Source organism: Carnobacterium divergens (assembly GCF_900258435.1).
Taxonomy (GTDB): Bacteria; Bacillota; Bacilli; order Lactobacillales; family Carnobacteriaceae; genus Carnobacterium; species Carnobacterium divergens_A.
On the sequence record NZ_LT992558.1, the window covers coordinates 2005260 to 2020517 of the forward strand.

The following is a 15258-nucleotide window of genomic DNA, read 5'->3' on the forward strand; positions in this document are numbered from 1 at the left end:
CGCCCCCTTATTCTTATGATGCTATGGTTTGAATTAAAAACATTAAAACATAATAAAGTCCACGATTTACTAAACTTAAAACAATCAATGCCACAATCGGTGAAAAACTAATCCCTCCAATTGGTGGAATAATTCTTCTAAAAACATCTAAATAGGGCTCACAAAGTCTGGCTAATATTTCTCCTAGCTTAGAATTATAAGCGCCAGGTAACCACGACAACAGTGCATAAACAACAATTAAAATAGAATAAATATTAATCGCTTCGGATAACACTCTGTACACAAATATTAAAATATCTATCATATTGTTTTCAAACACCTCTTTCTAGTAGAATTCCTTATCACGCATCATTTCTGTTAACATACCATCAATTTCAACATTTGGTGGTGTACACAAGAAAATTTCATCGCCGATACGTTGAATATCTCCACTAATTGCATAAATGGTTCCTGTTAAGAAGTCCACAATTCGTTTAGCTTGATCTTCTTCAATTCGATTGAAATTTAAAATCACTGATTCATTTGCCATTAATAAGTCTGCAACTTCTTGAACCTCTGAATAGACGCGCGGTTCAAAAACAACAATTTTTGATTGAGATGGAATCGCTTGTTGATTCAAGGGAACAACTTTATTGCTTGTCTTAACAGCGTTGACATTACGTGAGTTAAAAGCGGGTTTACTTTTTGGTTCATTGTACACTTTCTCTTGAGCTTGAATTGGTGCAGCTTTTTCAGTTTTTTGATCGTATTCTTCATACTCAAACTCTTCTTCTTCATCATTCAAACCAAAAAATTGGCTAAAATTACCCATAAGTCCCATATTCTCTTCCTCCTTTTTTTAGTCTTTAAACAAGGCTGTCCCAACACGAACAAATGTTGCGCCTTCCTCTGCAGCAATCTGATAGTCGTTACTCATTCCCATACTCAACTCTGTACAAGGAGCATATGAAATGCCTTTAGCTTGAATCTTTTCTTTCAGTTGATAAAGCGTTGAAAAGGCTTTGTGAATAGTTGCTTCATCTGCATCGATTGGAGCCATCGTCATTAGACCGATAATTTTTATTTTAGAATAGTCTTGTAACGAATCGATAAAGGCTTCAATCTCTGAAGGATTTATGCCATGTTTCGATTCCTCACCGGTAACATTCACTTCAAGAAAGCAATTGATTGTGTGTTCTGCACGCTTTTCAATTTCCTTAGCTAAAGAAATGCGATCTAACGCATGAAAATAATCAATTTCATTAATAACTTGCTTCACTTTTCTCGTTTGTAAATTTCCAATGTAATGCCATTTGATGTCAGTATCTGGTAGGTACGTTTTTTTTGCTTGTAAACCTTCTGGTCTATTCTCAGCTAAATGACGAATTCCTAAATCATAAATTTCTTTTGTTGCTTCATTAGAAACAGCTTTTGTCACTGCAATCAACGTTACATTGGAGCGTTTACGCCCAACTTTGTCGATTGCTTGGCATAGCGTTGACTCCACTGCTTCTAAATTTGTAGCAATTGACATTTATTTACGACGTCTTCTAAAGAATGGTGGTGTGTCTAAACTATCATCGTCATTTCCATGCCCTTTTTCTGGCGATGAATCGCGTTTAAATACATCAAAATCAGCTTTTTCTGTTGGCGTTTCTTCCCGTCCACTTGTTTCACGAACATTAGGTTCACGACGAATATCCCAGTCACCAAATGGATCTTTTTCAGCTTGGTTGCTTGCAGGTGCTGATTGACTTTGTTCCTCATTGCGTTTGCTATAAGGGGTTGCTTCATTTGTATTTGAAAAACTACGCGTTCTTGAAGTATCGCGACGAGCTTCTTGCCCACGTTGATTGTCAATCCCAGTTGCAATGACGGTTACGATTACTTCGTCACCAAGTTTTTCATTGATTGATGTTCCAAAAATAATATTCACTTCAGTTGTTGAAGCTGCTGAAACGATATCAGAAGCGTCTTGTGCTTCAAATAAAGTTAAGTCTGGTCCACCAGTAATGTTTAGCAATACTTGCTCAGCACCATCAATTGATACTTCTAATAATGGAGAAGAGATCGCTTTTTTAGTTGCTTCTGCTGTTCTGTTTTCTCCACTTGCCATACCGATTCCCATCAACGCAGAACCTTGATTTTCCATAACTGTTTTTACATCAGCGAAATCTAAGTTTACATATCCTGGAGCTGTGATTAAATCTGAAATGCCTTGTACCCCTTGGCGTAATACGTTATCTGCTTCGTGGAAAGCTTCCAACATTGGTGTCTTTTTGTCAACGATTTCTAGTAAACGGTTGTTTGAAATAATAACCAATGTATCTACATGGTCTTTCATTTCAGAAACACCTTCTGCAGCAAAACGGCCACGTTTTGGACCTTCAAAAGTAAAGGGTCTTGTAATAACACCAACAGTCAATGCGCTTTGTTCTTTTGCAATTCTAGCCACAATTGGTGCAGCTCCTGTTCCTGTTCCACCACCCATACCTGCAGTGACAAAAATCATATCTGCTCCGCTTAAGGCTTCTGCGATTTGTTCTTCGCTTTCTTCTGCAGCTTTACGTCCAATTTCTGGATTTGAACCTGCTCCAAGACCTCTTGTTAATTTAGGTCCTAATTGAATTTTGATTTCAGCATTTGAGCTTTGTAGTGCTTGAATATCGGTATTTGCAACGATAAATTCAACACCCTTTACACCTTCATCGATCATACGATTTACTGCATTGTTTCCTGCTCCGCCGACACCAATTACTTTAATGACAGCTCCGTTGTTTATCATTGAATCAAATTCTAATTCCATCCTATTTCCTCCTACTTGCATCGATTATTTTCTGTTTCATCATTTGTTCATGTTGATTAATCAAAGAAGTTAGAAAAGAAATTTTTTGCTTTGTTGCTTAACTTATCTTCTTCTTTTTTAGGCTGTTTTTCTTCACGCGGTGCTGGAGCATTATGTTCAAAAACGTGCTCTTCAACATGATGCTGATTTACTCGTTCATCCGTATGATGCACTTTTCTACCTTTTGATACTGCGTGAATTTCATCTAAATTCGCTACATATTCAATCAAACCAATTCCGGTAGAAAAGGCTGGGAAACGCATGCCCATTTGATCTGGAACATATAATTTCACATTGATTTCAAAAATATCTTTCGCCAACTCAATCACGCCTGGTAACGAAGCAGCTCCACCAGTTAACACAATTCCTCCTGGCAATTCTCTTGCACCCACAACATCTAATTCAGCTTTTATTTTTTCAAAAATTTGAACTAAACGAGCTTCAATAATTTCTGATAAATACTGTTCATCAATTTTGACTGGTTCATTTTTACCAATCGTTTCCACTGGAAAAACTTCATCTGGAGACGTTTCTTCTGGTAAAGCAAATCCGTAATCACGTTTGATTTTTTCAGCATTTTCAAGGGTGGTATTCAAGATAATTGAAATATCTTTTGAAACGTATTCGCCACCTTCAGGATCAACGAATGTATATTTCAATTGATTGTCATGAATTACAGAAGCAGAGGTTTGTCCACCACCCATATCAATGATAATCGTGCCAAAATCACGTTCGCCTTTTGATAAAGCGGTACTTCCAACTGCAAGAGGTTGAACGACGATTTCCCCAATTTGTAATCCAGCCTTTTCTACACAACGTTTTGTGTTATGTAAAATCGTTTTAGGTCCTGTTAGCATTGTTGCATGCATTTCTAAACGCACCCCTATCATGCCTCTAGGGTCACGAATTCCGTCAAAGCCATCCACGATAAATTCTTCTGGAATCACCGAAATAATTTCTCTTTCTGGCGGAACTGATCGCACCATTGCCGCGGCCATCACATTTTCAACATCTAATTCACTGATTTCACGATTTTCTCCTGAAACAGCGATCATTCCGTGACAGCTTTCGATTTCTACGCTATTTGATGGAATTCCAACGATAACATTGTTAATATCCATATTTGCTTTTTGTTCAGCTTGTTTAACTGCTTTTTTTATTGATTCAACTGTTTGATCGATGTCGACAATAATCCCTCGACTTAGACCTTCTGATTTTTCATTTCCAACTCCAATAATGTTCATTTGACCATTGACATATTCAGCAACTACTACTTTTATTGAAGTGGTTCCAATATCTAGACTCACATAAATCCCAGTATTTCCCATTAATTGAAACCTCCTTTATTGACCTAAGATTTTAGTTTTTCTCAATAAATGATATACATTTTTAATTTTACCATATTTATCAACATTTTACGAAGATTTTAGCGGAATTATTCTTTAATTAATAATTTCACTATTTTTAATTACTATTTTATTAAAATGCCTCGAAATAAACGCCAACTTCCATATTGATAATTCCTTTTTGTTCGCCTAAGCTTTTTACAAAACTAGGATAGTATGCCATTTTTTCTGCAAAAGACGGGATGCTAGCTTGTACTAAATTACCGTCGTTCATATTTATTTTAATTAAGTAGTCATCTGTTTTACTGGATTGATGTTCAATATCTGAAATGCTGTTTTTGATATCGCTACTCAGTTGACTATATTGTAAAATCATTTCGTCTAAAGCAGGACCTTCTTTAAAATTTTTAAAGATAGGTGGATTGCCTATTGAAACTTTTCTACTTTCTTTTACAATTTTTCCATTTTCCAAAATATTGTAGTATTGATCGTCTTTAGCTAAATAAGCGACTGTTTTGTATTCGTCGATTGCTAACACATAGCTATTGACTCCATCAAATTTTAGATGGACAGATTTCACTTGATTCAATTCGGTTTTGATTTCTTGTTCCATTTTATCTCGATTAAAGTATGCTTCCCATAAGGAGTCTCCCTTTTTGAGTTGACTGGTATCAATAACAGACTGGTCAAAAACTTCGTTCGTCCCAGAAACGGTTACTTTTGAAATACGACTTAATGGAGAGATAAAATAAAGAATCACTAAAATTGTAAAAGAAAATAAAAAAACCATTGGAATCAATCGACGAAGCATTTTTTTTCGTCTTTGTTCTTTTAAACGCGGCAATTTGTGTTCCATTGAAACAACTTTCTTTTCCGCTTTCGTTTTCTTTTTTTCTTTATTAATAACAGGCTCTTCACTAGTTTGTTCTGCTGCTCTTTTCTGCTGTTCTTGTTCCCAAGGGGTTAAAGAAGACGCAGGCTCTTGAGCAGTCTTTTTTTTATATGAACTTCTTTTATTCCAATTAGCCATGCGCCTTCCCTCCCTTCTAATTACTTGTTAGGTCATTGATTAAAGCAATGATTCGATCACTCGCATCGACAATTCCTACTTTTTTTGCTTCTTTTGCCATTTCTTCACGTAACGGTTCATTTAACATTAAGGCATCTGCTGCTTGAATAAATTGTGCACCGTCTAGTTCACTATCTGGAATCAACCGAGCTGCATGGTGATGTGAAAGGCTTTCTGCATTTTTGGTTTGATGATCGTTCGTCACGTATGGACTTGGAATCAAAATGCTTGGCAAACCTAACGCTGTTAGTTCAGCTAAAGTTGTCGCACCACTTCTACCCATTACTACTGAAACATTTGCAAAAACTTCAGGCATATTGTAAATGTATGGAACAACAGAAACGTTTTTATTTTTCAGATTTAAACGTTCAACTTCTTGATTAATTTTTTCATAATGGACCTCACCAGTAGCAAAGAGAACTTGATAGTCTTTTGTCACGAGTTCAGGTAAAGCTTGAAGAAAGGCTTCATTAATCTTTCTTGCTCCGCGACTGCCACCAAAAATCAACAATGTCGGCGTTGTAATTGCTAAACCATAATCGGCTAAAACAGTTGATTTTTCGATATTTGCTACTTCTTGTGCTCTTGGATTTCCGGTTAAAACTACTTTATCTTGAAATTTAGGGAATTCCATTCGTGCTTCTTCAAAGCAAATCGCGATTTTAGATACGAAACGGGATAAAAATTTATTCGTAACTCCTGCAACACTATTTTGTTCATGAACGATGGTTGGTATTTTTAGTTTAGCGGCTGCATAGACAACTGGTCCGCAAACATAGCCTCCAGTTCCAATTACGACATCCGGTTTAAACTCTTTTACGATTTTTTTAGAATCGGATACACTTTTGAAGAATAATTGAATCGTTTTAAAATTTGAAAGTGATAAAGAGCGTTTAAATCCTTGAATTTCTACAGATTTAAACGGAATGCCGGCCTTTTCAACAATTTTCTTTTCTAACCCTTTTTCTGTTCCAACATAGAGAACTTCGACAGCTGGATCAACTGCTTGAAGACGACGAATTAGGGCTAATGCTGGATAAATATGTCCGCCTGTTCCTCCACCAGATAAAATAATTTTCATAATGATCACGTAAGGCTCTTTAATTGAGCATTACTCCTCCTGTTCTTCAACCTCTTCAATCAATTGATCGATTGCATTGATAAACGCGTCTCCACGAACTTCAAAGCTGCGGTATTGGTCCCAACTTGCGCAAGCTGGTGATAATAAAATAATTTCTTCTGGTTCACTTAACTCATACGCAACGGGTACTGCTGCTTCAACATTTTGAACATGTTGAATTGTTTTGACTCCGGCTTTGATACCTGCTTCTTCAATTTTACTAGCAGTTTCACCAAAAACAATCAATGCTTTGACATTTTTTAAAGCAGGAATCAATTCTTCAAATCCATTGCCTCGATCTAAACCACCTGCTAATAAGATAACCGGTTTGCTAAATCCTTTTAATGCATTTTCAGTTGCCAAAATATTGGTTGCTTTAGAATCATTATAAAATTTACGTTGCTTAAATTCCGTCACAAACTGAGTCCGATGTTTAACGCCAGAAAAAGTAGTTAATAATTCCACAATGTTTTTATTACTTTGCCCTACTAATTTTGCGACCGCAATTGCTGCCAGTGCATTTTCAACATTGTGTTCACCTGGTACGACAATGTCTTTTTTATTCATGATGGCTTCATCTTGATAATAAATAATATCTTCTTTTACATAAACACCATTTTCTAAAATCTCTTTTCTTGAAAATGGAATAATTTTTGCTTTACTTGTTTTAGAAAGTTCACGCAGCTCTTCTTGATCCCAATTTAAAATTAAGTAATCATCTGCTGTTTGGTTTTCAGTAATACGCCATTTTGCGGCTACGTATTCATCTCGTGAGCCATGGTAATCAATATGTGCTTCAAAGATATTTGTAATGACCGCTATTTGTGGACGTAACGTTTTAATTCCCATTAATTGGAAACTTGATAATTCAATCACGATTTCATCTTCCTTGGTTGCCGTTTGAGCAACTAAGCTAGCTGGTGTTCCAATATTTCCTGCAACATATGCATGTCCAGTTTTACGATTATGATTTAAAATTTCAGCAATCATTGTTGTCGTTGTTGTTTTTCCGTTGGTTCCAGTAATGCCGATAATTTTACTTTCGGCAACTTCATAAGCTAATTCAACTTCTGTAATAACGGGGATTCCTTTTTCAATTGCTCGATGTACAATTGGGTTGTTATACATAATACCAGGATTTTTTACGACTAACTCAAAATCTTCATCTAATAATTCAACTGGATGTCCGCCTGTTACAACGCGAATTCCTGATTCTAAAAGTTCTTGCGCTTCTGGATTTTCTTCAAAACTCTTATAATCGTTAACGGTAACTAATGCGCCTAATTCATGCAACAATTTAGCCGCATTCACGCCACTCATAGCTAGACCGACAACCAATACTTTTTTATGTTCGTATGCTGTTACTTTTTTCATTCTAAAAAGCCTCCTGTTAAAGAATAATCACTAGTGCTAAAATGGCTGCAACTAAACCTACAGCCCAAAAAGTTAAAACAACACGCCATTCACTCCAACCACTCATTTCAAAATGATGATGGATAGGGCTCATTTTAAAAACACGTTTTCCTGTCAATTTGAAAGAGGTTACTTGAATCATCACGCTTGCTGTTTCAATAACAAAGATTAATCCAATCAATAGCAATGACCATTCTTGATGCAATAGAATAGAAACAGCTGCCAATCCGCCACCTAATGCTAACGAACCTACGTCCCCCATAAAGATTTTCGCTGGTTTTTTATTAAAGAAAAAGAATCCAACAAGCCCACCAATTACAGCTAAACAAAAAATCAAAATATCTGTTTGACCTTGTTTAAAGGCTAAAATAGCATACGCGCCATAAGCAATACTTGCCGTACCTGCCACCAAACCATCTAGACCATCTGTTAAGTTCACTGCATTTGAAAAACCAACTAGCCACACCATCACAAAAATGGCATACAGCCAGCCAATATTAACATCGCCAAAGAATGGTAGGTATAATAACGTATCTAACCCTTCTAGTCGATAAATAGCAAAAAATATAATGCCGCCAATAATTTGTCCGATTAATTTTTGCTTAGAGGTCAACCCAAGATTTCTTTTTTTAAATACTTTAATAAAATCATCCAGGAAGCCTAAAATTCCATATAAAACTAAAATAAACATAAGCAAGCCTAATGATATCGTTAAGGATTTTTGCCAAATGCCTACCCAACTACTTGTAATAACGATGGCGATTAGAAAGACTAGCCCTCCCATGGTGGGCGTTCCAGTTTTCACTTCGTGCCATTTAGGGCCGTCTTCTCTTGTAGTTTGTCCTAATTGTTTCATTCTAAAATAACCAATAAATATTGGCATCGCCATAATTGTCAGTGCAAACCCACTGACAACTGGCATTAACATTTCTGTCCAATGCATGTTTAACCGCTCCTAATTTTCAGTGACAACCATCACTTTTTTAAAGATTCTTTGTTAGCCTTTATGAAATTTCAAAATAGCCTTTTCGGCTTCTTCAACGTCATCAAAATGGTGTTTCGTTGTCCCAATAATTTGGTAATCTTCATGCCCTTTTCCGGCAATCATTACTACATCATTGGGTTTTGCTTGTTGAATAGCCGCTTCTATTGCTTCACGACGATCTACCAGCAGCTGGTACTCTTCTTCTACAAGTTCACTGACTACATCTTTTAAAATTTCAGCTGGATCTTCTGTGCGAGGATTGTCTGAAGTAAAGATAACATGATCTGCGTAGTCCATTGCTACTCGGGCCATTTTTGGGCGTTTCGTTTTATCACGATCGCCTCCACAGCCAACAACACAATAAACTTCTCCTACTTTAAACTCATTAACTGTCTTCAGCACATTTAGTAAGCCATCCGGAGTATGCGCGTAATCGACAATTACAGCAAAATCTTGGTTCCCTTTAACAAGCTCGAAACGCCCACGAACCCCACGAACGGATTCCAGTGATTGAATAATACTTGAAAGTTTCAACCCTGCTGCAAAAGCTGCTGCCATTGCTCCTAAAACGTTTAAAACATTAAATTTGCCAACTAATTGTAAGGATACTGGGTAAACTGAACCTTGAAAATTCAGGTCAAAGCTTGTTCCTCGATTGGTAATTTGAATATTGGTCGCTTTAAAATCTGCATCTGATTCGATGCCATAACTAATGACTGGTGCAGCCGTCATAGAAACATAGCTTCTGCCAACTGGGTCATCTGTATTTAAAACAGCAAATTTAGGACGGTCTTTTTGATACGTATTGCCTAGTTGTGAAAACAATAGGCTTTTGGCATGGGCATACTCTGCCATTGTGTGATGAAATTCTAAATGATCTTGGCTTAAATTAGTAAAAACTGCAATATCAAAATGGGTTCCCCAAACGCGTCCTTGCACTAAAGAATGAGAGGAAACCTCCATCGCACATGTCGTCACGTTTTTTTTACGCATCTCACGAAATGTCTTTTGTAAGGTTAGACTATCTGGCGTTGTATTTTTTGTTTCAAAAATCTCATCACCAATTCTGCGATACATCGTTCCGATAACACCGGTTACTTCATGGTGGTCTCTAAAAATTTGATCAATCAAATGAGTGATTGTCGTTTTGCCATTTGTTCCTGTTACACCAATTAGTCTTAATTCATTACTAGGATGCTCATAAAATGCATCTGCTAAGATTGCCATTGCTCTCATTGTATTGGCTACATAAACAACAGGGACTGAAACATCAATTGGTTCACTTGCAACGATTAAAACAGCGCCTTTTTCAACCGCTTCTTTGGCAAATTCATGCCCATTAAATAACGCACCCTTGATACAAATAAATAATGACCCTGCCGTTATTTCTCGATTATCTTGGGTTAAGTTCATAATTTCTAGTTCTTTGGGAATTTCTTTTTCCACTGTTTTTAAAGTTAAATTGGCTACTAAATCAATAGCGTTCATTATTTCTCACCTTTTCTTCTTATCTAGGCGGAGCTAAGGTAACGTTAATCTCAGGTACACCTTCCATGTTAACATTTTCTGGTAAACTCTGAGTTGTTACAAAGCCGTCTCCATCGATTTTAAATTTTTGACCGGTTATTTCTGACACTTTAAGAACGTCATTTTTTGACCAGCCTGTCATATTTGGCATCGTCATCGCTCCGTTTGTCAAGAGCACTACTTTTTGACCTGCCAAAATAGTTGACTCTGGTAGAGGTAATTGCTGTACTATTGTATCACCATTTCCGATAATCGTCACATTTAATTTTTTATCCTCTAATGTTTTTAGTGCTTCTTCTTTCGCAACGCCTGTTACCTTACTCATTTCAACCTTATTAGACTCACTATCGTCAGGTTGATTGCTTAAATCTTGGTATTGTAATGCTCTTTTCATAATTGGGTTAAAAACATCTGCTACCATCCGTCCGCCTGTAACTGTGCCATCATATTTTTGTGGTTGCTTCATTGTAACGTATAGAACTAATTCTGGATCATCGGCTGGTGCCATTCCTACTACCGAGAAGATATAATTATTGTCTCCTGTATAATATTTTTTCGTATCAGGATTTACAATTTCGGCAGTGCCGGTTTTAGCCGCAATTTTATACCCGTCAATTTGGTATGCTTGACCTGTTCCATTCTCGCTATAGACCACATTTTGCAAGTATTCCAATTCTTTTTGTGCCGTTTCAGCAGTAATTGGTTCTCCTACTACAGTGGGTTTTGTAATGGTTTGCTTGCCTGTTTTTGGATCGACTGTTTTATCTACAAAATAAGGTTTCACCATTTTACCATTGTTGGCAATTGCGGAGTAGGCTTGCATCATTTGAAAGGCTGTCACCGTAACCCCTTGGCCAAAGGCTGTATTTGCCTTTTCTAACGGCCATTCATAAGGATTGCTTCCCGTACTTTCATTCGGCAAACCAGAATTGGTTGACTTTCCAATTCCAAAGGCGTCCATGTAATTTTTCCAAGTTCCTGCTCCCATTTGTTCCATCAAATTAACAAAGGCAACGTTACTTGAACGTTCTAATCCTTCTAAATAACTAATCTGACCCCATCCAACTTTATTGTGATCCCGAATTTCTCCACCTTCCACTTTTTTCACTCCAGACATAAAGGTCGCATTCGGATTAAATTTCCCTTCATTAAGTGCTGCAGCTAATGTTAAAACTTTCATTGTGGAACCTGGTTCAAATGTATCTTCTACTAATAAGTTTTGCCAAAAAGATAAATCTTCTAACGTTTCGGCGTTAAAAGAAGGACGCTGAGAAGCCGCCATAATCGCGCCCGTTTTTGGATTCATTAGAATGGCCGTCATACTTTTTGGAGCGTATTTTTCATTTACTTCTGTCATCGTATTTTCCATAAAGACTTGCATCCTATTATCTAAGGTTAAGTAAACGTCTTTTCCATCTTTTGGTTTTACTTCTTTAGGTTTTGTATTCGGTAATGAGTACCCAAAAGAATCTTTTTTGTATTCAATTTTTCCATCAGTACCTTTTAAAATGTTATTGTACGCTTGTTCTGTCCCCATAATCCCATCCAGGATATCGTTTTTGATTTCACCTGTTTCTGCATTTTTATCTACTTGTGCTAGTCCTACTAAATGAGAAGCAAAGGTTCCATTTGGATAGAAGCGGGTTGTGGTTTCATCAAAAACCAAACCGGTTAATTTATTTTTATCGATGTTGCTTTTAATTTCATAACTTAAATTTTTCCCAGCATTTCCAAATTCAACTTGATCGACATTTGGTGTATTTAAACGTTCTAAAATTTCTTCTTTACTCATATTAATATTTTGAGACAGCACTTCAGCTGTTTTTTCTTTGTCTACTACGTGATTGGGATGTTCCTTATCTTTTGACCATTTATCGGTTAAAACAGCGACTAACGAATAAGAAGTAGCATCTAATGCAACCGGTTTTCCACCTATATCATAGATAGTCCCACGTTTTGCCTTCAGTACACTACTTCTCGTATAAAGTTCATTTACTTTCTTCGACAGATTCTCACCGTTAATTTGTCCTTTAACCATAATGTAAGAAAATCGACTAATGAACACTACAAATAGCAACGCTGTAGTAAAAAATAGAATGACCGCAATTTTTTTTCGGTTTTTTTGTGGGTTTTTACTATTTTTCATTTCGAAACATTCCTTACATTATTCTCATTCATTTTCAATCCTGCCGCTCCTGCAATATTGTAAACACGATCATATCTTGATAATTCTTGAACCTCTTGATGTAAATTCTCATTTACTTTTGAAATATCCGCAATCTTCGTTGTCGTATCTTGCAATGAGCGATTGGTAGTAGCAATTGAAATCTGCATCGTAATACAAGCTGAAATCAGCGCAAAAGCAATAATTGCAACGGCTCCCAACAAGGCTTTTTCAAATTTCGTTACACCAGCTGTCCTGGGAGCAGGCATATGTATGCTTGTTTGATCAGGAATACTTGGAGATCTCTTTGGAATATCAACTTCTAGTTCTCTTGCTAAACTGCTATTTTGCGCCATATCGCTTTCTTCCCTTCTATTCGCTCATTTTATTTTAGTAGCTGTTTTTCTGCAACACGTAATTTTGCGCTTCTTGATCGATTGTTTTGTTCCAATTCTGCTTCACTTGGTAAAATTGGTTTACGTGTGATAATTTTTAATTCTGGTAAAAATTCTGTTGGCAACACTGGCAATCCTTTGGGTAAATCTGGCATTGCAGCGTGTTCTTTATAAATCGATTTCACAATTCTGTCTTCTAATGAATGGAATGAAATGACGCTGATTCTGCCACCAACTTTTAGCAACTCAATAGCACTTTCAAGAGAGTCTTCCACTGCTGATAATTCATCATTCACTGCAATTCGAATCGCTTGAAATACTCGCTTAGCAGGATGCCCGCCTTTTCTTCTTGCTGGTGCAGGAATAACTTCTTTAATAATTTCAACTAATTCACCTGTTGTTTCAATAGGCTTTTCTTCTCGCACTGCTTCGATTTTTCGTGCGATTTGTTTAGAAAATTTTTCTTCGCCATAGCGGTAGAAAATACGAACTAATTCATGATAAGACCACGTATTAACTACTTCTTTAGCTGTTAATGGGGCATCTGTATCCATTCGCATATCCAGAGGTGCGTCTTGATGATAACTAAATCCACGCTCTGCTTCATCTAATTGTGGAGAGGAAACGCCTAAGTCGTAAAGCACACCGTCAATTTCAAAAACACCCAAGTCATTTAAGGCTTCTTTAATCTCTCTAAAGTTTGACTTTACAAAAGTAACCATTCCTTTTTCTACAAATGTAGCTAATCTGATTTTTGCGTTTTCAATAGCTCGTTCATCTTGGTCAAACGCATATAAATGTCCTTCTTCTCCAAGTTGTGACAATAAGTACTCGCTATGCCCAGCGCCACCTAGTGTGCAATCCACGTATAGGCCATTTGGTTTTAGATTTAAACCGTCTACTGTTTCGTGTAACAATACGGTTTCGTGATTAAATGTTGTCATTTGTTTTCCCGCCTTTTTTAAAATCCAAAGTCGATCATGCTTTCTGCAATCTCATCAAAACTTTCTTCTGCTTCTTCTGAGAATTTTTCCCATCTATCTTGACTCCATATTTCTATTCGGTCAGAAACACCAATAACATGGCATACTTTTTCTAGTTCTGCATGTTCTCTTAACGTTTGAGGAATATTGATTCGTCCTTGCTTGTCTAATTCGCACTCTGTTGCTGCGGAATAAAAAAACCGAGTAAAAGCACGAGCATCTTTTTTTGCAAGTGGAAGTTGTTTTAGTTTTTCTTCAAGTGTAGTCCATTCTTTTTCTGGATAACCAAACAAACAGCCGTCCATTCCTCTTGTAATAATGAACTTTTCGCCTAAATCTTCACGAAATTTTGCTGGCATAATCAACCGACCTTTTGCATCGATATTATGCTTAAATTCACCCATTAGCATGTCTACACTCACCCCACTTTCAAGATACATTTTTAGTCTACCACATCGCCCCACTTTCCACCACTAATAACTTAAAATTTAAGAAAAAATAATTAATATATCATAGTTTTGACATAATAACCTTTGAAAACAAAGAAATCTTTCATATTGAAGAAAGTGGGGAGCTTTCCCATTTTTCATTTGATTAGTCGGTATGTACAAAATAAAAAAAGCTTTTTTCCTAATAAAATCGGAAAAAAGCTTCTCAAAATGACTTTTATTAAATAAATGTTTTAACTAAGTTGATGACAACAAGGACATAATATAGAATGAACGAAGAAATAAAAGTAAATCGCCAAAATAATTTAAAAAATTGGCTGTATAAAATTTCCCCTTTTTTTACAGCTAGCATCATTAAAATGACAATTCCTATTGCTAAAATAAAAATAGTGAAATACGGGAGCCAACTTTGATTAAATGATAAACGACTTAAAATATGAATTCCTACAAATAAAAAAGGAACTAATAAGTCAGGCGCTTTAAGATTCCATTTTAAAACCAACAAACCCTTATGTATTAATTTTCCTAATCCCCATAGCAAAAAAATTGGTAAAAGATAAAGAATCAGCTCTTCGATGGCAATCGGTAACTTCATATCTTTCCCTCCTTTGATTCATTTTTAACGTTCATTTTCTATTGTACTACGAACTTTAGAAAATGCAAAAATTTTAAGAGAAAAAACAAAATCCCTTTTGAGCCATGGTCTCAAAAGGGATTTAACAAATTATCTCACGGAATAAGATGAAATGTTTGTATTAAGCTTCTTTGCTTACTACTTCTTTACCGTCATATTGCCCACAAGCTGGACATACATGGTGGCTCTTTTTCAATTCGCCACAGTTAGGACATGGGTTCATGCCTGGAACTTCCAATTTGTAATGAGTACGACGTCTATTTTTTTTAGCTTTTGATGTTCTTCTAGCTGGTACTGCCATGATCTACACCTCCTTATAAGGATTGCTTTTTGCTATTTGCCTAGGGTT

At 36.3% G+C, this 15258-nt stretch carries 16 protein-coding genes; all 16 read right to left on the reverse strand.

The features are described from left to right. Positions 1 to 13 precede the first annotated feature (13 nt). Positions 14 to 283, reverse strand: coding sequence for a YggT family protein (locus CDIMF43_RS10085; protein ID WP_311907093.1), 270 nt, complete (start codon positions 281 to 283; stop codon positions 14 to 16). A gap of 42 nt (positions 284 to 325) precedes the next feature. Then, positions 326 to 820, reverse strand: coding sequence for a cell division protein SepF (locus CDIMF43_RS10090; protein WP_074403169.1), 495 nt, complete (start codon positions 818 to 820; stop codon positions 326 to 328). Positions 821 to 838: 18 nt separating this feature from the next. Further along, a complete protein-coding gene (locus CDIMF43_RS10095) occupies positions 839 to 1513 on the reverse strand; it encodes a YggS family pyridoxal phosphate-dependent enzyme (RefSeq protein WP_109841907.1) in 675 nt (224 codons plus the stop codon). After that, positions 1514 to 2785: a cell division protein FtsZ gene (gene ftsZ / locus CDIMF43_RS10100; RefSeq protein WP_074403171.1), complete on the reverse strand. Its 1272-nt coding sequence runs from the start codon at positions 2783 to 2785 to the stop codon at positions 1514 to 1516. Positions 2786 to 2841: 56 nt separating this feature from the next. Next, positions 2842 to 4152 carry a cell division protein FtsA gene (ftsA, locus tag CDIMF43_RS10105; protein WP_109841908.1) on the reverse strand — a complete coding sequence of 437 codons (1311 nt, stop codon included), beginning with the start codon at positions 4150 to 4152 and terminating at the stop codon, positions 2842 to 2844. 151 nt (positions 4153 to 4303) lie between these two features. Then, a complete protein-coding gene (locus tag CDIMF43_RS10110; protein ID WP_074403173.1) occupies positions 4304 to 5200 on the reverse strand; it encodes a cell division protein FtsQ/DivIB in 897 nt (298 codons plus the stop codon). Between the two features lie 16 nt (positions 5201 to 5216). After that, positions 5217 to 6320: an undecaprenyldiphospho-muramoylpentapeptide beta-N-acetylglucosaminyltransferase gene (murG, locus tag CDIMF43_RS10115; RefSeq protein ID WP_074403405.1), complete on the reverse strand. Its 1104-nt coding sequence runs from the start codon at positions 6318 to 6320 to the stop codon at positions 5217 to 5219. A 30-nt stretch (positions 6321 to 6350) separates the two neighbouring features. Beyond that, positions 6351 to 7733 (reverse strand): UDP-N-acetylmuramoyl-L-alanine--D-glutamate ligase, encoded by a 1383-nt coding sequence (gene murD / locus CDIMF43_RS10120; RefSeq protein ID WP_074403174.1) that lies wholly within the window; start codon positions 7731 to 7733, stop codon positions 6351 to 6353. Between the two features lie 16 nt (positions 7734 to 7749). Beyond that, positions 7750 to 8715 carry a phospho-N-acetylmuramoyl-pentapeptide-transferase gene (gene mraY / locus CDIMF43_RS10125; RefSeq protein ID WP_074403175.1) on the reverse strand — a complete coding sequence of 322 codons (966 nt, stop codon included), beginning with the start codon at positions 8713 to 8715 and terminating at the stop codon, positions 7750 to 7752. Between the two features lie 54 nt (positions 8716 to 8769). Beyond that, positions 8770 to 10245, reverse strand: a complete 1476-nt coding sequence (locus tag CDIMF43_RS10130) for a UDP-N-acetylmuramoyl-L-alanyl-D-glutamate--2,6-diaminopimelate ligase (protein ID WP_109841909.1) — start codon at positions 10243 to 10245, stop codon at positions 8770 to 8772. 19 nt (positions 10246 to 10264) lie between these two features. Next, complete coding sequence (locus CDIMF43_RS10135; protein WP_074403177.1) at positions 10265 to 12430, reverse strand: penicillin-binding protein; 2166 nt, start codon at positions 12428 to 12430, stop codon at positions 10265 to 10267. Then, positions 12427 to 12804, reverse strand: a complete 378-nt coding sequence (ftsL, locus tag CDIMF43_RS10140) for a cell division protein FtsL (RefSeq protein ID WP_074403178.1) — start codon at positions 12802 to 12804, stop codon at positions 12427 to 12429. The genes CDIMF43_RS10135 and ftsL overlap by 4 nt, the downstream gene beginning before the upstream one ends. Positions 12805 to 12833: 29 nt before the next feature. Further along, a complete protein-coding gene (gene rsmH / locus CDIMF43_RS10145) occupies positions 12834 to 13787 on the reverse strand; it encodes a 16S rRNA (cytosine(1402)-N(4))-methyltransferase RsmH (protein ID WP_109841910.1) in 954 nt (317 codons plus the stop codon). Between the two features lie 17 nt (positions 13788 to 13804). Then, positions 13805 to 14236, reverse strand: coding sequence for a division/cell wall cluster transcriptional repressor MraZ (gene mraZ, locus CDIMF43_RS10150; RefSeq protein WP_034573446.1), 432 nt, complete (start codon positions 14234 to 14236; stop codon positions 13805 to 13807). 259 nt (positions 14237 to 14495) lie between these two features. Beyond that, a complete protein-coding gene (locus CDIMF43_RS10155) occupies positions 14496 to 14870 on the reverse strand; it encodes a DUF3397 domain-containing protein (protein WP_109841911.1) in 375 nt (124 codons plus the stop codon). Positions 14871 to 15030: 160 nt separating this feature from the next. Continuing rightward, positions 15031 to 15210, reverse strand: coding sequence for a 50S ribosomal protein L32 (rpmF, locus tag CDIMF43_RS10160; RefSeq protein WP_034569032.1), 180 nt, complete (start codon positions 15208 to 15210; stop codon positions 15031 to 15033). Positions 15211 to 15258: the final 48 nt, after the last annotated feature.

Bases quoted from the DNA above. Each gene is read 5' to 3' on its own strand.
- CDIMF43_RS10155 (WP_109841911.1), bottom strand. From the start codon at position 14,870: ATGAAGTTACCGATTGCCATCGAAGAGCTGATTCTTTATCTTTTACCA.
- rpmF (WP_034569032.1), bottom strand. From the start codon at position 15,210: ATGGCAGTACCAGCTAGAAGAACATCAAAAGCTAAAAAAAATAGACGT.
- rsmH (WP_109841910.1), bottom strand. From the start codon at position 13,787: ATGACAACATTTAATCACGAAACCGTATTGTTACACGAAACAGTAGAC.
- CDIMF43_RS10095 (WP_109841907.1), bottom strand. From the start codon at position 1,513: ATGTCAATTGCTACAAATTTAGAAGCAGTGGAGTCAACGCTATGCCAA.
- ftsA (WP_109841908.1), bottom strand. From the start codon at position 4,152: ATGGGAAATACTGGGATTTATGTGAGTCTAGATATTGGAACCACTTCA.
- ftsL (WP_074403178.1), bottom strand. From the start codon at position 12,804: ATGGCGCAAAATAGCAGTTTAGCAAGAGAACTAGAAGTTGATATTCCA.
- CDIMF43_RS10090 (WP_074403169.1), bottom strand. From the start codon at position 820: ATGGGACTTATGGGTAATTTTAGCCAATTTTTTGGTTTGAATGATGAA.
- murD (WP_074403174.1), bottom strand. From the start codon at position 7,733: ATGAAAAAAGTAACAGCATACGAACATAAAAAAGTATTGGTTGTCGGT.
- CDIMF43_RS10135 (WP_074403177.1), bottom strand. From the start codon at position 12,430: ATGAAAAATAGTAAAAACCCACAAAAAAACCGAAAAAAAATTGCGGTC.
- CDIMF43_RS10110 (WP_074403173.1), bottom strand. From the start codon at position 5,200: ATGGCTAATTGGAATAAAAGAAGTTCATATAAAAAAAAGACTGCTCAA.
- murG (WP_074403405.1), bottom strand. From the start codon at position 6,320: ATGAAAATTATTTTATCTGGTGGAGGAACAGGCGGACATATTTATCCA.
- mraZ (WP_034573446.1), bottom strand. From the start codon at position 14,236: ATGCTAATGGGTGAATTTAAGCATAATATCGATGCAAAAGGTCGGTTG.
- ftsZ (WP_074403171.1), bottom strand. From the start codon at position 2,785: ATGGAATTAGAATTTGATTCAATGATAAACAACGGAGCTGTCATTAAA.
- mraY (WP_074403175.1), bottom strand. From the start codon at position 8,715: ATGCATTGGACAGAAATGTTAATGCCAGTTGTCAGTGGGTTTGCACTG.
- CDIMF43_RS10130 (WP_109841909.1), bottom strand. From the start codon at position 10,245: ATGAACGCTATTGATTTAGTAGCCAATTTAACTTTAAAAACAGTGGAA.